Genomic DNA, 19,038 nt, shown 5'->3' on the forward strand with positions numbered 1-19,038 from the left:
CACCGCCAAGCTGGCCGCCCACCGTTAGCCGGCGATCGAGCGGCATCAGCGTCCGGTTTGGTTCTCGCTCCAGATTCCCAGCGCACCTATCGACGCTCACGCAACGCTAAGTAAGACATCGCTCGGTGCGAGAGATCCGGCGTTGGGTACTCGAGCACGGGGCGTCAGCCCTACCGAGGCCCTCACCGATCCCGCCCACCTGCGAGACTTACGTCATGGAGCTGACTCAGGGAGTCGCCGTCGACGACGACGAGCTGCGCGCCTTCTGCGCCAAGCACGGCATTCGCAGCCTCCGGCTCTTCGGTTCCGCCCTTCACGGCTCGCTGAGGCCGGACAGCGACATCGATCTTCTCGTCGAGTTCGAGCGTGATCGCACACCTGGGCTGCTGAGCATCGCTCAGCTCGAGCTCGATCTCAGCGACATGCTTGGGCGCCAAGTCGATCTCCGAACGCTCCACGACTTGAGCCGTCACTTCCGTGACCAGGTCGCCGCCGAGGCCCGCACCGTGTATGACGCCGCCTGACGATCTCGTCCGCCTCCGTCACCTGCGAGAGGCAGCGGAGAAGGCGATCGCGTTCTCGTCAGGACGCTCCAGAGAATCGCTCGACGACGATGAGCTGCTCCGGCTCGGCCTGACGAAGCTCGTTGAGATCGTTGGAGAGGCAGCGAAGCAGGTCAGTGGCCCGACTCGGGATGAGCACCCTGCCGTGCCGTGGTCAGCAGCCGCCCGCATGCGGGACCGCTTGATCCATCACTACTTCGACATCGACCTCGACGTCCTCTGGGCAACCGTGACCCAGGACCTGCCTGAGCTCCTCGACGCCCTGCCCGCCGACGACGAGCTGGAGCGCTGACACGCGGTTCCAGGACGAGCACCGATCGACACGGTTGGCAATCTCTTGGCAATCTACGGCCCGGATCTAGCGGGATTCGGACACTCTCAACGGACGGTCGCAAGTCCCTGACCTGGTAGTTTGCCTTTCAACAACACCCAACGGACCCGCTGTCGGCTCCTACGGATCAGAAGGTCAGGGGGCCCGAGTCCCTCGGGGCGCGCTGGACAGACCAGGTCATCGGGTACGGGACCTGGACCGCACCTCGCACCGTTTCCTCTTGCCAACCGATTGACCTGGCACCTCCGCCGTCCGGGTTCGAGCGTGACCCCGAGCTCGACCCCCGACGCGCCGTTCTCCGGCACCTCGAAGACCGGAACCTGGGGCCAATCGAAGGTAGACATAGGCAAGCAAGCACTTGCAGGCAAGTCGCCACTTACCTATTGTTCCAGAGGTGGCCGACGTCTTCGATGCTCTCGCAGCGCCAGCCCGACGCGCGATCCTCGACGTGCTCTCCAGGCGCGACGACCAGACTTTGTTCGAGCTCTGCGGCCGCCTCGCATCCGACCACGACGTCGATCTGACTCGGCAGGCGATCTCCCAGCACCTCGCAGTGCTCGAGGAGGCCGGTCTCGTGCACACACGCCGAGATGGTCGCTACAAGTTCCACTCCATCGACATCGCACCGCTTCACGGCGCGATGTCTCGATGGCTCAACGAGGAGAAGGACAGTTGACCATTCGACTTCACGTGACCAGCGTCTTCGTGGACGACCAGGAACAGGCGCTCCGCTTCTACACGGAGGTACTCGGCTTCGAGCCCCGCACGGACGTCCCGCTCGGGAACGGTGACCGATGGGTCACCGTCGGATCGCCTGGGCAAGACGTCGAGTTGCTCCTCGAACCGTCCGGGCACCCGGCAGTCGGGCCGTACCGCGAAGCACTCGCTGCCGATGGCATCCCGCTCGCATCCTTCGCCGTCGACGACGTCCACCAGGAGCACGCTCGACTCGTCCAAGCCGGTGTGACCTTCACCCAACCGCCGACCGAGATGGGCCCGGTGACCACCGCGGTGTTCGATGACACCTGCGGCAACCTGATCCAGGTGATCACGCGCTGACGCGCCGTCTGCTCGCATGCCCCTCGAGTCCGTGTCCCGCTCTGGAGCGCGTCCTGTGCGATGGGGAACGCAGATGCCGTGCTTCGGTCGTTCTCGACGTGGTCGCCGGTCAGGGTTCCCCGTGCGCGCTGCTCGATGTCAGGGCAGAGACGGGCTTGCGTAGCCCACTGTCTCCGATGGCGGTGGTGTAGGGGCCCCGGTCCTGCGGACAACGAGCTTCATCGGGGCGTCGAGGAGCGCCTCGGCGGCATCGGACCACATGGCGACCGACGAGGTCACGACGGATGGGTCGAACCCTCGAGCCACCAGATCGAGCACCTGGGGGATGGCCGCTCGTGCGTGGACTCGGCCGGTGTGCAGCGTGCAGCACCGCGAGTACATGGAGAACATCGGCACGGTCGGGTCGTCCAGGTACACGGAAGGGCTGGTGCACTGCCCGTCGAACGCAGTGCTGTTGAGCGCGCAGCGCAGTCCGATCTCGGAGCCGCTGGCATCCACGGTGATCGGGAAGGAACCGACCTTGGATGGGGGTGGGCCCTCCATCGCCTCGGCGCCGAGGGTGGTGGCGATGTCGAGCCGATCGGCGTCCTCATCGAGGTACACGACACGCCCAGCACCGAGGGCGACGGCGATCCCGGCCGCGTAGAGGCCGATCGAGCTCGGCCCGCTGCTACCGCCCACGACGAGCACGTCGGCTCCCGGCGATCGAGCCAGCTGCGGGCCCACGCAACGCCATCCGTCAGGGATGTTGTCGCTCGCACTCGCGACCGCCTCGGGGTCGATCCCGGCCGGAAGCGGGACCAACATGGCGTCGGCGTCGGGGACGAGCGCCAGGTCGGCGAGCAGCCCTCCCCACTGGTGGCCGCCCATGGCGCCCAGTCCATAGGTCGACAGTGGCGGGTAGCCGGTGCAGTTCCCGGTGCGGGACTGCCGGCACGGCGGACAGTCCCCACACGAGATCTGGAACGGGACGACCACCTGATCGCCCGGTGCGACCGTGGTGACCGCGTCGCCCACGACGGTGACCTCAGCCACGCCCTCGTGACCGAACGCGTACGGCCCAGCCAGGGGGAAGCGGCCGGTCAGAGCCGCGATGTCGAGATCACAGGTGGCCACCGCCAACGGTCGCACCAGCGCCTGCCTCGGGCTCGTGAGCACCGGGGCGGCGACGTCCTCCCACCGGACCTGGCCGGGGCCTTCGAACAGGAGTCGTCTCATGTGGCCATCACCCGCCCTGCTCGCCGGTGGACGATCTCCGGGCGAAGGCGGGTGGGCAGACGACTGGCGTGTTCATGATCGCGAGGAGAGCACGGCGGCGGCGACCCACCAGATCGCCATGCCTGCGACCAGGGGGACCCCGAACGTCTTCCGTCGCGTCCACACCGCAGCGGTGGCTGCGACGGCGAGCACGGCAGCGGCGGAGGCCTCGACCTCCACACCTCCCCCGGCTGCGACGATCCCTTGAGCTGCGATCGCCGCGAGGACCGACGGTCCCACGAAGGGAAGGCGGCGCTGGAGAGCACCGGGAAGTGCCGCTGTGCGGATGAGAAGGAGGCTGCGCAACAGGTAGGTGCCGGCGCCGATGACGGCGAGAACCGCAAGGTCGCTCATGTCGTGTCTCCGGTCAGCGAGCCCGCGGCCACCCCTGCGGCGATGCCGGCGAGCAATCCGATTCCCATTGGCAGCGTCGCACCCACTGCGACAGTGCTCCCTGCTGCGACGGCGGAGACCTTCGCGGCGCGGGTGCTGAGCAGCGGCAAGAGGAGCAGCACGAAGGTCAGGGGTGCCGCCAGGTCGAGGCGCAGTACGGCGGGGACCGAGTCCGCGAGTGTCACACCTGCTCCGGTGAGAGCCACCCACGACACCCAGGCGGTGAGTCCGGCGCCGAAGTAGAAGCTGCGGTGGCTGATGGCCTCCGCGCCGGGCCCCTCCTCGAACCGCGCTGCAGCGATCGCGTACACCGCGTCGGTCAGGAAGTACGCGCCCGCCGCTCTGGTACGCCGTGACCAGGGATCCATGTGCGGTCGCAGTGACGCCCCGTACAGGAGGTGGCGCGCGTTCATCACCAGGCAGGACAGGACGACGACGGTTGGTGCAGCACCCGCGTCGAGCAACGAGACAGCAGTCGCTTGTGCCGCACCGGCGAACACCAGCCACGATGATGACCACGCGACCAACGGATCGAGATCGGTGGCAGCGAACGTCGCTCCGAGCGCCAGGGCGAACGGCACGTAGCCGAGAGCGAGCGACAGCGCCACTCCTGCCCCTTGGGAGAGCGCTTCCCGGTCGATGCGACGCCCAACAGCGATCGAGGTCATCGCCTCGCTCCGCTGCTCGGTGCGACGACGTCAGCCGCCACGAAGCTCTCGTGGCCGTAGAGGGAGCGGAGCTCGAGCGCCGACATGACGGCGAGCGCCGGGGTGACCTGGCTGTGCATGGCGTGCAGCGCGGCCATCTTCCGATCCAAGGCCTCGTCGTCGAGGTCGAGTTGGAGGGCGAGGGCGTCGCGCTCCACCGGTGTCGGGCGCTCGTCGGTCATGTAGATCGACCAGGTCTCCAGGCGCTCCCGGAACCGGCGGTGGCGGTCCGCATCGAGCGCTGCCGTCAGCACGCGAGGCGGCGCCGCGAACCGGTCGCACGCGGCCAGCACCCACTGGCCGACCGCGATGTGGTCGGGGTGGTACGTCATGCCGTCGGGCCCGAACGTCAACACGGTGTCCGGGCGTACCTCGTCGATCACCACGGCGATCGCCTCGCAGCCGGCGCGGGGATCGATGCCATCCAGGGTCCCGTCCTCGAAGCCCAGCCAACGGTGATCGTCGACCCCGAGGATGCTCATGGCGGCAGTCGCCTCCCAGCGCCGCAGCCGCCCGAGCCGTTCGGGCGGCCACGCCGCCGGGTCGTCGGTGCCGTGCTCGCCATCGGTCGCCGAGACGCACACGACGTCCTGGCCGAGCTGGCGAGCTGCGGCCATGACACCGCCGGCCAGGAAGGTCTCGTCATCGGGGTGCGCCCAGACGGACAGGATCCTGCCCAGGCCGGCGATGTCGACCGTCATGGCCGTGCGGCCAGGATCAGGTTGAACGGCGTCTCGAGCGAGCGCTCGAAGCGGGAGAAGCCGTTGGCGACGAAGATCTGCTCCCACCGGGCGGCGCCCACCTGGTTCCCCAGCGCCTCGGGCCCACCCTGCGAGAGCGCGCACGGCGTGCACAGCACCGTCGACGCGGCGTAGAAGAGGCGTCCGAGCGGGTTCGCGATCGATGTGGCCCGGTCGTCACCGGCTTGTGCCTCGACGAGCAGCACGACACCGTCATCGGCGAGCAGCGACCGGGCATGCCGGATGACCGCGCCAGGATCGCCCATGTCGTGGAGCGCGTCGAAGACGCACACGACGTCGTAGGGCCCGCCATCGAAGTCGGTGGCAGTGCGGGTGCTGAACTGCACGTTGGACGTGACGCCCCGCTCGACCGCGACCTCGCGTGCACGGCGGATGGAACCATCGTGGAAGTCGAAGCCGTGGAACGTCGACTGCGGGTACGCCTCGGCCATGAGTGCCGTGGACACGCCGTGGCCGCACCCGACGTCGGCGACGCTGGCACCAGCGGTCAGCTTCTCGGCGAGTCCGGGCACCGAGGGAATCCACTCCGACGTCAGCGAGGTGCTGTACGCGTTCCCGTAGAACCGCTCGACCGCCGTGAACATGCAGTCGTGGTGGTCGCCCCAGTCGATGCCACCCGATCCGCGGAACGCGGACTCCAGCTGGTCCTGATCCGTGAAGTACGACCGGACCAACGTGGCTGCGCTCGCCAAGAACACCGGCGAGCCCTCATCAGCGAGCAGGGCGGCCGCTGCGGGGCCGATGGTGAAGCGGTCGTCGCCTCGATCGTCGACGACGTGGTCCACGTAGCCCGCAGATGCGTTGCACGAGAGCCACTCCAGCACGAGCCGCTCGTTGCAGCCCGAGGTCGCGGCCAGGTCGCCAGCGGTCGCACCGCCCAGGTCCGCGAGAGCGCCGTACAGCCCCAGGCGATCGCCGATGGCGACCATCGAGATGAACGCTGCGCTGGCAACCGCATCGACGAAGCTGGCGACGGTCTCCTCCACGGCGAGCTCGAGGTCGGACGGTGCGGGGGCGGCTGTGGTGTGCTCGGCGATGGTCATCAGAATCTCCTTGGTGGATGTCTTGGTCAGCGATCAGCCTCCCGGTCGCCCCTTGCGCAGCCCTTGACGCTCACTTGATCGATGGTCATGCTGCCGACGTGGTGGAGCCCCAGCCCGCCCTGCGGATCGCCGTGCTCGGACCCTGCGTGGTCGAGCACGACGGCCGGGACATCACGCCCGCGAGTCCCCTGCAGCGCCGCCTCCTGACGCTGCTCGCCCTGCGGTCGCCGCGCCCGGCCTCGATCGAGTCGCTCATGGACGTGGCCTGGCCGCACACCGAGCGTCCCAAGGATCCCCGCCAGAACCTGCACACCCACGTCTCACGACTTCGCCGTCACCTGGACAGGGGATCCGACCGAACGGCGGCCATCGCCACCGACGCTGATGCGTACTGCCTCGATCCCACGGTTGCCACCACCGATCTGCACGAGCTGGCGAGGCTGACCGGAGCCGAATCGGTGGGCGAACCCGCCACGACGTCCGAGCGGCTGGGTCGGGCGCTGGCGCTCTGGCGCGGTCCGTCCTTGCTCGACATCGCCGACAGCGACTGCGGTGTCGGCGAGGCCGCCCGTCTCGACGAGCTGCGCCTCTCGCTGACAGAGACGCGCTTCGAGCAGCTGCTGGTCGATCAGGCGGACCTCGGGCTCATGGCGGAGCTCGAGGCGTTCACGATGGCCCACCCCTACCGGGAGCGGCCACACGCCGTGCTGATGGAGAGCCTCTACCACCTCGGTCGTCAGGCCGATGCGCTGAGCACCTACCAGCGGCTGCGCTCGCGGCTCGGGGAGGATCTCGGACTGGAGCCGTCGACCGCCCTGCGCCAGCTGGAGGCGAAGATCCTGGCGCACGAGCTCCAGGACCGGCAGCTGGCCCCGACCCTGGCGGTCGGTGCGCGCGAAGCCGCCCCGCCAGAGCCGATGAGCGGTCCACCCAGAGCGCTGACCGCGCTGCTCGGCCGCGAGGCCGAACTCGCGCAGCTCCGGGCCGGCGTGCGGCGGTCACGGATCACGACGATCGTCGGGCCCGCTGGTGTCGGCAAGACCCGACTGGCCATGGCGCTCGCCCATGAGCTGGACGGCGCCGCCGACCTCCACCAGCCCCTGGTGTGGTGCGATCTCACCACCGCGTCCTCTGCCTCCGATGCCGTCGATGTCATCGCCTTGGCGCTGCAGGCCCGTCGGCAGGGATCCCAGACCACGCGCCAGGCCGTGGTCACCGCGATCACCGGCATCGAACCGCTCCTGTTCCTGGACAACTGCGAACAGGTGGCCGAACCGGTCGCGGACCTGGTGGTCGACGTCCTCGCCACTGCGCCGGCGTCCGTCGTCGTCACGGCCAGAGCCCCGCTCGACGTTGCCGGCGAGGAGCTGGTGAAGCTCGCCCCGATGCGGTGGGCGGATCCGACCATCTCGAGCGAGCCGCCACCGGCGATCGCGCTCTTCTGCCAGCGCGCGGCCGCAGCGGGCGCGGACATCGCTGCAGATCAGCGCTCGAGGCGCCTCATCGTGGATGTGTGCCGAGCCGTGGACGGGTTGCCCCTCGGCATCGAGATCGCCGCTGCCCAGCTGCGCAACATGACGCTGGAGGAGCTGGCCGAGCGCGTCACCGCGCGCAGCGGCGCGCTCGACGTGAACCGACGCTCGGGCGCACCCCGCCATCGCTCCATCCGCTCGGCGCTGAACTGGTCACTCGACTCCCTCGACGTTGCCGACCGGGAGGTCTTCGCAGCGATCAGCACCTTCTCCGGGTCCTTCGACGCCCTCGGCGCCGCTGCTGTCCTCGACGCAGCCGACGCCGCCGAGGTCGAGGACCGCCTCCGGTCGCTGAGCGACCTGTCCCTCCTCACCGTCGAGGTCGCGAGCGGCCGGTCCCGGTTCCGCTTGCTGCGAACCGCCCGCCGCATCGGGCAGGAGCGAGCCGTGGCCGACGGGTCCGCACCGATGTTCCTCGATCGCCACCGGCGGTGGGTCCTCGAGCTCGTGCGAGACGCCGAACCACGCTTCCGAGGGCCCCATGAGGCCATCGCGGTGCGAGCGATCGAGGTCGAGACCGACAACATCCGCTCCGTCCTCCGCCGGGCGGTCGCGCAGGGCGATGCCGACACGGCGCTGACCGTGGCCACGTCCCTGTGCGACTTCGCGCTCCACCGCCTGCGCGATGACGTGGGGGAGTGGGCGGAGCTCGCTCTGGCGATCGAGGGAGCCAACGACCACCCGCTGCGGGCGGCGGCGATGGCCACGATGGCGCTCGTGGCCACCAACCGGGGGGACCTGGCGGCTGCGCGTGCGCTGGCCGCAGGCGCGCTGGAGATGGGCCAGGGCGACACCGCTGCCACCCTCCACGCCCACCACGCCCAGGCACTGGTCGCCCTGTACTCCGGAGAGCTACCCGAGGCCGCGGCTGCCGCCGAGGGCTACCTCGCGCTCGCGAGCTCCGCCGACGAGCCCTTCCACGGCCAGATCGCCTGCATGATCTCCGGCTTGGCCGAGCTCTACGGCGGTGCCACCGATCGGGCCTTGGCGTGGGCAGAGCGGTCGCGCGTGCTCGCGCAGCACAGCGGCGCGCCGACCTCGGAGGCGTGGGCGGACTACCTCCTCGGCGAGGCGACCGCCAGACGTGACCCGGCGCGCTCGGCAGCGCTGCTGCGGTCTGCGATCGCCGCCGGCGAGACCGTCGACAACCACCTCGTCACCGGGGTGGCGCGCCTGTCCCTCACCACGCTCCCGATCGAGGTCGGTCACGAGGAGGCGACCCTCGAGGCATACCGCCAGCTCATCGAGAGCTGGCGCTCGCGCAACGACTGGACCCACCAGTGGACGACGCTGCACAACCTGGCACCCCTGCTGGCCAAGTGCGGAGCCGATGCCGAGGCCGCCGAGCTGCTCGGCGCGTTGACGGCTGCCGAGGATGCGCCGCGGCTGTTCGGTGAGGCTGCCGACGAGATCGAGGCGCTTCGCACGGAGCTCTCGGCCCGGCTGGGGGTCGAGCGCGTCGAGCTCCTCCGGTCCTCCGGTGCGGCCCTGAGTCCACGAGACACCGTCGATCTCGCCCTTCTCACCATCGAGGGACTGCTGGCGGCACCCGACCGAGCCATGGCCTGATGCGGGGCCCCGCCCGAGTCGCATCTCTCATGATCCGAGCAGTTCTGCTCGTGACAGCCTCCCTGGACGCCGGGTCCCTACTCGGGGTCCAGTGAGGATCCGCCCTCCTCACCGAGAACCGAGAGCAGTCGGCGATAGATCGCATCCTCGGGCTCGTCGAACTCGACGGGGACGATCCGCGACCCGGTTCGAACCGTCGGGAGCCGGCTCATGCGGTCGACGGCGTCGAGGATGAAGGACTCCACCTCTGCGTCGGCGATGTCACGCTCGGGGTGGCGCTCCCCTCTCGTCGCCATGGTCTGTCTCCTGCTGACCGACTACTCGGCTGGCTCATGAGCGAGCTGGACGTACGTTCCCAGATCGAGGTAGCCCATGCGACGGTAGATCGGGGCGCCCATCGGGGAGGCCTGGAGCGTCGAGTGGTCGCAGCCGAGACGCCGGCCCTCCTCGACCGCAGCCCACGTGAGCGCCTCGCCGTACCCGCGGCGTCGATGTTCCGGTGGGGTCGCCACGTTGTAGATGCCGGCCGTTCGACCGGTCACGCTCACGAGCGCGGTTGCGACGGGCACGTCGTCGACCGAGCCGGTCACCATCACGACGGCTGGGTCGTCGAGCATCGTCTCCGTGGCGAGGACGTCGATGAACTCCCGCGGCATGTCGAACCCGCGGGCAGCGAGGTCGCGGGCGACTTCGAGTCCGGTGGCATCTCGGACGACGGTGATCTCGAGGCCATCGCGAACAGGCGGAATCTCCTCGATCGCGGGAAGCGCCATCGCGAGGGGGCCGCCGGCGTCGGTGAGGCCGGCGCGGCGCCCGGCGTCGAGCAGGGCATCGTCTACGCCTTCACGCACCCAGAGGAGCCAGGGCACGCCGCGCTCGGCCATGAAGTCGGAGGCATCGGCGATCAGCCGGTCGGGGTCATCGACGGGACCCGTTGCGTACACGCCGTTGAAGAAGGCGGCGGGCAGCCCGGTAGCCACGAACGGGCAGTCGAGTGAGCCGCCGACCTCGCCACTGTGCCCGCCGATGCTCGCCCACGCGCCCGCGAGGTTGACGTCGGCCGCCCTTCCGAGTGCGTCCAGTCCTCCGACCATCGTCTGCCCCCGATCCCCCCCGACCGCGTGCCACGGACGGTAGCTCTACGGGCGAGCATGGGGTCGGGCTCCGATGAGGCGCCTGGCGCAATCGCCAGCGCGAGCCGGATCCCGCACCTCCGACTCCAGCCCGGGCCGAGCGACGAACGTGCTCCACGGCATCGCCGGGAGGGGCGCCGGTACCCTCGCCGCGGATGGGGCGGCTGATCGGACGTGTCGGGGAGATGGAGCGGCTCCGCTCGCTCTTCCGCCCGGACGGGCCCGCCGGGCTGGTACTCACCGGACGGGCCGGTGTTGGCAAGTCCCGGCTGCTCGCAGAGGTCGTCGCCGCCGCTCCCGACGATTGGCACGTGGAGAACGTCCTCGCCGCACCCGGGATGCGGCGTGTGCCCTTCGCCGCCGTATCCCACCTGCTCACCGCCAACCCGAACCCCGATCCGACCGTGCTGTTGCGAAGCGCCCGGACGGAGCTCAAGCGACGGTCCGGTCGTCGGCAACTCCTCCTCGCGGTGGACGATGCCCACGAGCTCGACGACGGTTCGATGGGCCTCATCCACCAGATCGTCGTCCACGGCGAAGGACGTCTGGTGGCGACGGTACGGCCCTCGCCCCGGCCGTCTCCGGCGGTCACGGCACTTTGGAAGGACGGCCACGCGGCGCTCGTGGAAGTGGCCGCGCTCGCCGAACCCGAGGCGGCGCAGCTCGCCGCCACGGTGCTCGGGGGGCCGCTCGATGACCGCCTCGCCGCAACGGTGTGGGATCTCACCCGTGGACACCCGCTGTACGTGCTGGTGGCGCTCGAGGACGCCCGGCGAACGGGTGCTGTGCAGCTCGACGGAGGTCGCTGGCGGTCGACAGCGCCGCTCGCCTCGGACCGCCTCGACGAGCTGATCACGGGTCGGTTGATCGGCTTCGGCGACACCGCCCGCCATGCGCTGGAGCTCATCGCGGTTGCCGAGCCAGTCCCCTTCCGCTTCCTCGCCGGCATCGTGGCCGACGAATCCGTCGGAGAGCTCGAGGGGCTCGGCCTGGTGTCGACGGTCCACATCGGCGAGGCCCCACACGTGACGACCTCTCATCCGCTCTTCTCCGAGGTCGTCCTCGCCGGCCTCCGACCAAACCGGCGCAAGGAGATCGCTGATCGGCTCGTGGACGCAGTGCGCGACGCGGGGAATCCCACCGCCGACACCGGCCTGTGCCTGCGGACCGCCATGTTGATGGTCGATTCCGGTGGAGCGATCGACGTGGATGTCGCCTGCGCCGGAGCGAAGGAAGCCCTGTCGAGGACCGACTACGCGCTCGCTGAACGCCTCGCGCGAGCCGCGGTCGGCGCCGCACCCGGATCCCCGACGGGAACCCTCCTGCTGGCGCGGGTCCTGTCCCTCCGAGCAGATGGGGAAGAAGCACTGGCCGTCCTCTCCGGGGTGGAACCCTCAAGTGCAGCGGAGCGGGCCGAAGCAGCACTGATCCGGGGCCACGTCCTGGCCTTCCTCCTCGGCCGTCCTGATGAGGCGGCCACGGTGCTACGGGAGACGCGGGACAGCCTGCCTGCGGCGCTGCGGTGGCAGGTCGACACCGAGGGTTCGCTCTACAGCGCCATCGCCGGCAACTTCACTGACACGGTCACCGCCGCCACCGCAGCGCTGGCCAGCCCCGAAATCCCGCCACCGGCACGGATCACCGCGCATACGAACCTCAGCCTGGCCCAGGCCATGACCGGTCGCCTGGCTGACTTCGACGAACGCATGAGACAGGGTGAGGAACTGGCCCACCGGCACCGAACCGAAGCGGTCATGGCTGTCGATCAACTGGCCTCGAACCGGTTGGCTGCGTTGACCGCCGAAGGTCGCCTGGCCGACGCCGAGCGCGCCTGCACGACGCGCACGTGGGCTGACAGGAGAGGAGGTGCGCCGGCTTCGCTGCGGCTGGTGTGGCACGGGATGGTGCTGGGAATGCAGGGACGGCTGACCGAGGCCACCCGGCTCCAGGCTCGCGCATTGGCCGTGCTCGAGAAAGACGATCCGTTCCGCCTGCGTTCGCAATCGGTCGGCATCTGGGTGATGCACCAGGCCCAGGCCGGGCAGCCGCCCGAGGACGCCGCCGACCACTTGGACCAGGCATCGTTCGAGGCCGGCCTCGAGACACGCCTGGCGGTCTGGGTGGGCCGGGGGCGGGCATGGCTCGCCGTGGGATCCACCGACGCGGCAGCCCGCATCGCCCTCGACGTGGGCCGAGCCGCGATCGCACACGACCACGTGGTCTGGGGTGTCTGGGCGCTCCACGACGCAGTGCGCATGGGCCACGCATCGCTGGTGGTCGACGACCTCGCCGATGCCGTGGCCACCACCGAAGGGGCGTTCCTGGTCGAGACCATGCTCGATCACGCCCGGGCATCCGTCGCATCCGACGCCGACGGGCTCGAATCCGTGAGCGCCCGCATGGTGGGACACGGATCACCGATGCTCGGAGCCGAAGCCGCGGCCCAGGCGGCGCGGGTGTGGGGCGATGCCGGGTCAAACGACCGGTCCCAACGGGCCGCAGCGCGCGCCTCGCTGCTGCTCCGGCAGTGCGAGTGCGTGGCTACCCCGGCCGTGGTCGGGGCGCCGCCCGGTCTCAGCGACCGTGAGCTGGACGTGGCGACGGAAGCGATCCACGCCACCAGTCGCGAGATCGCCGATCAGCTGTTCGTGTCGGTGCGCACGGTCGACAACCACCTGGCCTCCGTGTACCGGAAGCTGGGGGTGTCGGGCCGAGAGGAGCTGGCGACGGTCCTGCACGGCGGCGGGTGAAGCGGCGCAGGCCCACGGAACGGGGGTGTCCCGCCGCTTGCGGGTGAGGATTGAGTAACACCCCTTGCGGATTGAGTAGTCGCTGTCCTTGCCCTCGCCCGATCCGGCGCGAATCAATGGCCGCACGCGCACGCTTGGAGCACGCTCATGCCCGTCACGGTCAACCTGTCAGTGCTGTGGTGCCGGGACCGAGGCCGCACCGCACAGCTGGTGCTCGCCGGTCTTCTGACGGTTGCCCTTGTTGTCGTGGGACTCCCCGCTCAACCGTCGGCCGGGACGAGTCACGATCCCACGTCGGAGGGACAGGTGGCCGATCAGGTTCGGACTCCCGATGAAGCCTTCGCAGTTCTGTCGGGGACCTACGAGGGGCACAACGTCCACACGGTCGGTGACGCCGGAGATGTCAACGGTGACGGCTTCGACGACGTCGTCATCGGGGCACCCACTGGTGGCCCGGACGGAGAGGGTGAGGCCTTCATCGTGTTCGGACCGGTGCTCGGCGATGTCGAGCTGGACACCGTGGGCCAGCCGGGGGGGACGCCCGGGATAAAGATCAACGGGCGAGATGCTTCGACCCTGCAACGTGGAGCTGGCACGGCTGTCACGACCGCTGGCGACACGAATGGTGACGGCTTCGACGACGTGATGGTGAGCGAGCCCGGAACAGCCCGCCCAGAACTCGGAACATTGACGTCTGGCCGGGTCTACATCATCTTGGGGGGGCCAGATAGCCGAACGGTCGAACTGTCGGACATCGCCACGGGTGCAACGCCTGACGGCTACTTGCTCGATGGCGTTCCGGGTGACTCTCTCGGGCGCGACAACACGCTCGATGCAGCGGGGGATGCAAACGGCGACGGCTACGACGACGTCATCATCGGGGCGCCGGGCAGTCGCTTTGGCGCATATCTGGTGTTCGGAAGTCCGACTGCAGCGAGCATCGACCTCAACGAAGCGCAGGCCTCCAACGACGACCGTGCGGTCTACATGAGCCTGAGAGAAGGTGCCACGAGTGCAGGTCGAGCGGTGGCAGGGATCGGCGACGTCAACGGTGACGGCCTGGACGACGTGGCGGTCGGAGCGCCGGGTGCTGAGTCGCTCGACCCCGCGTGGTCGGACACCCAAGAGGTGGTCACCGGCGCCGTGTTCATCGTGTACGGGCGGACTGACGGAGTTGCTGTGGACCTCGGTTCGCTGGGCTCTGCTGGTGTCGAACTCAATGGGTCACGCCTGAACAAGCTCGGAGGAGACGTTGCCGGGCTGGATGATCTGAATGGTGACGGTGTTCCGGAGTTCGCTGCGGTCGATTGGGGGTACTTCGTCGACTGGGCGGATGAGATCGGGCGGGTCATCATCTACGACGGCGCATCGAAGGCCGTCCTGTCCTCCTATACGGGCGAATCCGAGTATCCGATCCGTTTCGTGACGGAAGTGGGAGACACGGATGGTGACGGGCACGACGACGTCGTCGTCACCCGACGTCCGAACCTCGATGGGTCGCTGCCCCGCGTGCATCACGTCCTGCTGGATCCGCTCTCGGGTGGCTCGATCGGTGCGGATTCGGCATGGCAGATCGAACTCCAGACTGGCCATGACGACATCGCAGGTGTGGGTGATGTGACCGACGACGGGCTGGCGGACCTCTTGGTGGGGGACATCAGCGCCTCTGAAGGCGGCGCGGGAGCAGGGGCGGCCTACCTGTTCCAAGGTCAAGAGAGGATCGTTGCCGAGCCCGATCCCGAGGTGCTGCGCCTGCACGCGATCGAGGTGAACCAAGCGATCCAGAACTGGGAGAACGACGTGTCGCTCTACTCGGGCAAGGACACGGTGGCCCGGGTGTTCCTCGAGCGTCTCGACGACACCAGCCCGACGCAGGCCAGCGGCGTCCTCCGTGGCGAGGTGAACGGCACCCCGTTGCCGGGCAGCCCGCTGTCGCCGGAGAACCCGGGGTTGATCGTGCCCGACGACGTGGACGACCCGGGTACCCGCCCTCGCGCCGACCTGGACGGCAGCCTCAACTTCGTGCTGCCCGGCAGCTGGACGAAGACCGCCGGCCGTGTGGATCTGTCCTTCGAGCTGACCGGCCCGGCCGGGCAGGGCGTCCGCTGCGACGAGCGTGACAGCGCACCCGACTGCACCACGGTCGTCGGCTTCGTCGACCCGACCCGTCCATTGATCGAGTTCACGTCCTGGCCGGTGCGCCGCAGCGAGATCTACGACCTGTCCCGCTCGGCGACCGCCGGGTCGTTCCGCATCGTCGTCGACGGCGACGCCACCGATTCGCTCCCGTTCGATGCCACCGCCGCCCAGATCGACGACGCCATCCACGACCTCCTGAGCCGCCTCTTCGGCATCCGCCAGGGCCGCATCACCGTGTCGGGTGACACCTCGGCCAACACCATCCGCCTCCTCCGAGGTCTGGACGAGTCGGATCTCGGCCTCGACACCAGTGGGCTCACCGGCACCGCCACGTTGGCCAAGCGCCAGGACGGCGGCGTGTGGGAGGCCCCGAGCACCGACGACGTGTTCGAGATCATCCGCCGGCACTCCGATGCGCTCCCGACCGACGTCATTGACTTCCGCATCAACGACGGGAACACCTTCTCCAAGCCGCCCACCTTGTCCAAGGCCAACATCCGGCTGTCCGAGCGCCGGATCGTGAACCGGGTCCTGCACCCCGACCGCTTCCCGCCGGCGGTCATCCTCTCGGGCCTGCTGCTCGACCGGGGGCCACAGGGGATCGGTCGCGGCTTGGCCACGACCGGGACCAAGGTGGCCAGCACCTACCTCTGGGAGGCGGAGGAACCTGCAGACGGTGGGGGCGCCCGCAACGCCACGGTCCACGAGGCGGCCCACGTCTACGGCAAGGCCCACGCCGCCATCGAGCCGGGAGCCGGGGTGTGCGGCGCGACCGCGCCGGACTCGGCCCAGCTGCACCCCTTCTTCGAGACGCTCTCGACCGAGAACACCGCGTCGGCCGAGACCAGGTGGGACTTCCTGTTCCCCACCATCGGCCCTCTCGGTGACGACGACACCGAGATCTGGGGTTTCGTTCCTCGCCAGTACCTCGCCGGGCGGGACGATCTCGCTGTTCCCAACCCCCGACGGGACTTCGAGCTGATGTCGTACTGCGGGCAGAACCCCGAGCAGTCGCGGTGGCCGTCCACGTTCACCTACTTCGCCGTTTGGGCCGGCATCCTCGACCAGAACGACGCAAGCATCGGCGGCGGCGGTTCGTCCGCCGACATGGTCGTCGTCTCCGGCGCCGAGGATCCCGAGACCGGCGAGCTCGTCCTCGAGGACGCGTTCCCGCTCCGGGGCGCCGACCCGTCGCTCGAGTCGGGCGCCGTCGACGTCACCCTGCTCGACGCCGCCGGCGGGGTGCTCGGCACGCGGTCGGTCCCGCTCGACGAGGCCGATGGAGACGACTACTTCGGGCCGCCGATCCCGATGTTCGTGGCCCCGGTGCCGGTCACCGGTGACGTGGCCGACCTCGCCGAGATCGTCGTCACCGTCGACGGTGTCGAACGAACCCGGGTCGTGGCCTCGCCCACGGCTCCCACGGTCGATCTTGTCTCACCCACGGCCGACACCGCCGCAACGAGCACGATCGCGATCTCCTGGGACGCTCACGACGCCGACGGCGACGAGCTGACGGCCATGATCCAGTACAGCCTCGACGACGGCGTCACCTGGGAGCACTTGGCCACCACCGAGCCAGGCGCCCGGTCCTACACCGCACCGACCCGCTACCTCGAGGGCTCGCCGACGGCCCGCATCCGGGTCGTGGTCTCCGACGGCGTACGCGCCGCCACGGCCACCTCGCCGACCTTCGTCGTCGATGCCGGTGCTCCGGTGACGTCCATCGCCACCCCTGACGACGGCGCCACCATCGGCACCGACGTGCCGATCCACCTGCGCGGCGATGCATGGGACCCGGCCGACAGCCTCCTCGATGGCGCCTCGCTGACGTGGCGGTCTGATCTCGACGGCGTGCTCGGCACGGGCCGCGCCCTGGACCTCGGTCCGGGTGGCCTGTCGGTCGGGTGCCACCGGATCTCCTTCGATGCCGTCGACGCCGACGGACGCGCCGGACGGGACACCGTCCAGATCGACGTCGGCGGCACCGGGAGCTGCACCGTGGTCACCGAGAACGGCACCGTGGTCCTCGAGCGAACGACCGATCCGGCCGGCGGGTCGCCGGCGTCGTTCACCAGCGACCTGCCCGGCCTGGGCACGTTCGACCTCGCCGACGGCGGTCTCCTCACCGAGGGCGATGTGCCGGTCGGCACCTACACCGTGACCCAGACCTCGGCCGGCGACGGCCACCAGGGTTCGTCGCTGGTGTGTGACGACCCCGACGGCGGCAGCGTGGCCGACAGCGGTACGGGAACCGCCACCGTCGACCTCGACGCCGGCGAGACGGTCCGGTGCGAGTGGACCGACGTGCCGGCGACGGCTGCGTCAGCGGCCGACGACTCGGCCACCACCGACGAGGACACGCCGGTCACCGTCGATGTGCTCGCCAACGACGGCGTCGCTGGACCAGCCGAGGTCTCCGTCGCCGTGATCTCGCCGCCGACGATGGGCACGGCCACGGTCGGCGCCGACGACACCATCTCCTACGTCCCCGATGCCGACGTCAACGGCACCGACTCGTTCACCTACGAGCTCACCGACGCGGCGGGGGCGACGAGCCAGGCGACGGTGACGGTCACGGTCGTGCCCGTGGCCGACTCCCCGGTGATCGAGTCGGTCACCCCCGGGTACCAGGACGTCGATGCCAGCGACGACATCGTCCCGGTCACGCTCGTGGCCACCGACGTCGACGGCGATGCGCTGTCGCTGGTGCCGGCCGGCCTCCCCACGGGCATCACCGCCGGATCGCCGACGTGCACCACAGTGGCGGGCGCGGCGCGTTGTGAGTGGCAGCTGTCCGGGACGGCGGCCGGACCGGCCAGCGTCCAGCAGGCGACACTGACCGTGGACGACGGCGCCTTGGACGACAGCGCCTCGGCGACGTTCGTGATCGACGCCGAGGACGCCACCATCTCCCCGGCCGAGGACAACCCGGTGGCGGTCGAGGTGACCGAGGGCGAGGACATCAGCGGACCGTTCCGCCTCGGTGCCGTGGTCCACGAGGCCGTGCCGGATGGGGCCGCAGGCACCGCTCGACCAGGCGACCTCGGGCTGGCCGAGGTCACGGCAACGCTCGTGCCCGTGGGCACCGGCGGTTCGATCGGCCCTGTCGACTGCGCCGTGGTCTCCGACACCGGCGCCGGCTACGACGGTGTGCTGACGGTGGGCTGCGACTTCGACGCCGTCCCGGCCGAGACCTACGAGGTCCACTACGACGTCGCTGGCGGGTACTTCACCGGGAGAACCGAGGACCTCCTGGTCGTCGCGGCACCCACCGAGGGCTCCGCGGGGGGTGGCGGCCACTTCGCCTGGCCCGACGCCGACGGCCACCGCACCAACGTCGGGTTGACGCTCTCGTACAACAAGAAGGCCACGAAGGTGCAGGGCAGCGTGCTCGTCATCCGCCACCTGCCCGACGGCACCCGGTACCGGCTGAAGTCCAATGCACTCGGCTCGCTCACCAGCTGGGAGGACACCGAGGCCGGCACCCGCTGGGCGACGGCGAGCGGAAAGGCGACCTACGCCGAGCCAGGGTGGGACGAGCCGCTCGGCAACCACACCTTCACCATCGCCGTCGAGGACGCCGGCCAACCCGGAGCAGGCGTGGACCGGATCTGGATCCGGGTCCGCAACGGCGATGGCGAGATCGTCGACGCCTTCACCATGCCCGGCTCGGTTGGCGAGGCCGTGTTCCTCGAGGGCGGGAACCTGACCATCTCCGACAACGACGGTGGCGGAGGTCGGGGGCGGGCCCGGTGACGTTCGCCCGGATACTCCGGCCGGACCAGGGAGCTACGAGCA

At 69.8% G+C, this 19,038-nt stretch carries 14 protein-coding genes; 7 read left to right on the top strand and 7 right to left on the bottom strand.

The window, feature by feature from the left end; genetic code table 11:
• Positions 1–215 precede the first annotated feature (215 nt).
• From RGQ06_RS04575 to RGQ06_RS04590, 4 genes are all read left to right on the top strand, one after another.
• Complete coding sequence (locus RGQ06_RS04575) at positions 216–524, top strand: nucleotidyltransferase family protein (protein ID WP_432430609.1); 309 nt, start codon at positions 216–218, stop codon at positions 522–524.
• Entirely contained in the window at positions 511–855 is a 345-nt protein-coding gene (locus tag RGQ06_RS04580) for a HepT-like ribonuclease domain-containing protein (RefSeq protein ID WP_432430608.1), read from the top strand. Before RGQ06_RS04575 ends, RGQ06_RS04580 begins: the two co-directional genes overlap by 14 nt.
• Before the next feature lie 433 nt (positions 856–1,288).
• Positions 1,289–1,570, top strand: coding sequence for an ArsR/SmtB family transcription factor (locus tag RGQ06_RS04585; RefSeq protein ID WP_432430607.1), 282 nt, complete (start codon positions 1,289–1,291; stop codon positions 1,568–1,570).
• 2 nt (positions 1,571–1,572) lie between these two features.
• Positions 1,573–1,953: a VOC family protein gene (locus RGQ06_RS04590; RefSeq protein ID WP_432430614.1), complete on the top strand. Its 381-nt coding sequence runs from the start codon at positions 1,573–1,575 to the stop codon at positions 1,951–1,953.
• Positions 1,954–2,091: 138 nt separating this feature from the next.
• Here RGQ06_RS04590 and RGQ06_RS04595 read toward each other — a convergent pair whose 3' ends face one another.
• The 5 genes from RGQ06_RS04595 to RGQ06_RS04615 form a co-directional block, all read right to left on the bottom strand.
• Positions 2,092–3,171 (bottom strand): zinc-dependent alcohol dehydrogenase, encoded by a 1,080-nt coding sequence (locus RGQ06_RS04595; RefSeq protein WP_432430606.1) that lies wholly within the window; start codon positions 3,169–3,171, stop codon positions 2,092–2,094.
• A 72-nt stretch (positions 3,172–3,243) separates the two neighbouring features.
• The gene (locus RGQ06_RS04600) at positions 3,244–3,564 is read right to left on the bottom strand and encodes an AzlD domain-containing protein (RefSeq protein ID WP_432430605.1); all 321 of its coding nucleotides are present in this window, start codon (positions 3,562–3,564) and stop codon (positions 3,244–3,246) included.
• The gene (locus RGQ06_RS04605; RefSeq protein ID WP_432430604.1) at positions 3,561–4,271 is read right to left on the bottom strand and encodes an AzlC family ABC transporter permease; all 711 of its coding nucleotides are present in this window, start codon (positions 4,269–4,271) and stop codon (positions 3,561–3,563) included. Before RGQ06_RS04605 ends, RGQ06_RS04600 begins: the two co-directional genes overlap by 4 nt.
• Positions 4,268–5,011, bottom strand: coding sequence for a PIG-L deacetylase family protein (locus RGQ06_RS04610; RefSeq protein WP_432430603.1), 744 nt, complete (start codon positions 5,009–5,011; stop codon positions 4,268–4,270). Before RGQ06_RS04610 ends, RGQ06_RS04605 begins: the two co-directional genes overlap by 4 nt.
• Positions 5,008–6,114 carry a class I SAM-dependent methyltransferase gene (locus RGQ06_RS04615; protein WP_432430602.1) on the bottom strand — a complete coding sequence of 369 codons (1,107 nt, stop codon included), beginning with the start codon at positions 6,112–6,114 and terminating at the stop codon, positions 5,008–5,010. The genes RGQ06_RS04610 and RGQ06_RS04615 overlap by 4 nt, the downstream gene beginning before the upstream one ends.
• 98 nt (positions 6,115–6,212) lie before the next feature.
• On the opposite strand from RGQ06_RS04615, the gene RGQ06_RS04620 reads away from it, so the two are divergent.
• Positions 6,213–9,215, top strand: a complete 3,003-nt coding sequence (locus tag RGQ06_RS04620) for an ATP-binding protein (protein WP_432430601.1) — start codon at positions 6,213–6,215, stop codon at positions 9,213–9,215.
• 77 nt (positions 9,216–9,292) lie between these two features.
• Here RGQ06_RS04620 and RGQ06_RS04625 read toward each other — a convergent pair whose 3' ends face one another.
• Complete coding sequence (locus RGQ06_RS04625; RefSeq protein WP_432430600.1) at positions 9,293–9,511, bottom strand: hypothetical protein; 219 nt, start codon at positions 9,509–9,511, stop codon at positions 9,293–9,295.
• Between the two features lie 21 nt (positions 9,512–9,532).
• Positions 9,533–10,309, bottom strand: a complete 777-nt coding sequence (locus RGQ06_RS04630) for a GNAT family N-acetyltransferase (protein ID WP_432430599.1) — start codon at positions 10,307–10,309, stop codon at positions 9,533–9,535.
• Positions 10,310–10,503: 194 nt separating this feature from the next.
• On the opposite strand from RGQ06_RS04630, the gene RGQ06_RS04635 reads away from it, so the two are divergent.
• Both RGQ06_RS04635 and RGQ06_RS04640 read left to right on the top strand, forming a co-directional pair.
• On the top strand, positions 10,504–13,098 hold the full coding sequence (locus RGQ06_RS04635) for a LuxR C-terminal-related transcriptional regulator (protein ID WP_432430598.1): 2,595 nt from the start codon (positions 10,504–10,506) through the stop codon (positions 13,096–13,098).
• Positions 13,099–13,245: 147 nt separating this feature from the next.
• Entirely contained in the window at positions 13,246–18,996 is a 5,751-nt protein-coding gene (locus RGQ06_RS04640) for an Ig-like domain-containing protein (RefSeq protein WP_432430702.1), read from the top strand.
• The last annotated feature ends 42 nt before the right edge of the window (positions 18,997–19,038 follow it).

Source organism: Salinilacustrithrix flava, from assembly GCF_041228405.1.
GTDB lineage: Bacteria > Actinomycetota > Acidimicrobiia > Acidimicrobiales > Salinilacustritrichaceae > Salinilacustrithrix > Salinilacustrithrix flava.

Coding starts and splice junctions, on each gene's coding strand:
- RGQ06_RS04575 (WP_432430609.1), top strand. CDS start 216: ATGGAGCTGACTCAGGGAGTCGCCGTCGACGACGACGAGCTGCGCGCC.
- RGQ06_RS04580 (WP_432430608.1), top strand. CDS start 511: ATGACGCCGCCTGACGATCTCGTCCGCCTCCGTCACCTGCGAGAGGCA.
- RGQ06_RS04595 (WP_432430606.1), bottom strand. CDS start 3,171: ATGAGACGACTCCTGTTCGAAGGCCCCGGCCAGGTCCGGTGGGAGGAC.
- RGQ06_RS04600 (WP_432430605.1), bottom strand. CDS start 3,564: ATGAGCGACCTTGCGGTTCTCGCCGTCATCGGCGCCGGCACCTACCTG.
- RGQ06_RS04605 (WP_432430604.1), bottom strand. CDS start 4,271: ATGACCTCGATCGCTGTTGGGCGTCGCATCGACCGGGAAGCGCTCTCC.
- RGQ06_RS04610 (WP_432430603.1), bottom strand. CDS start 5,011: ATGACGGTCGACATCGCCGGCCTGGGCAGGATCCTGTCCGTCTGGGCG.
- RGQ06_RS04615 (WP_432430602.1), bottom strand. CDS start 6,114: ATGACCATCGCCGAGCACACCACAGCCGCCCCCGCACCGTCCGACCTC.
- RGQ06_RS04625 (WP_432430600.1), bottom strand. CDS start 9,511: ATGGCGACGAGAGGGGAGCGCCACCCCGAGCGTGACATCGCCGACGCA.
- RGQ06_RS04630 (WP_432430599.1), bottom strand. CDS start 10,309: ATGGTCGGAGGACTGGACGCACTCGGAAGGGCGGCCGACGTCAACCTC.
- RGQ06_RS04635 (WP_432430598.1), top strand. CDS start 10,504: ATGGGGCGGCTGATCGGACGTGTCGGGGAGATGGAGCGGCTCCGCTCG.
- RGQ06_RS04640 (WP_432430702.1), top strand. CDS start 13,246: ATGCCCGTCACGGTCAACCTGTCAGTGCTGTGGTGCCGGGACCGAGGC.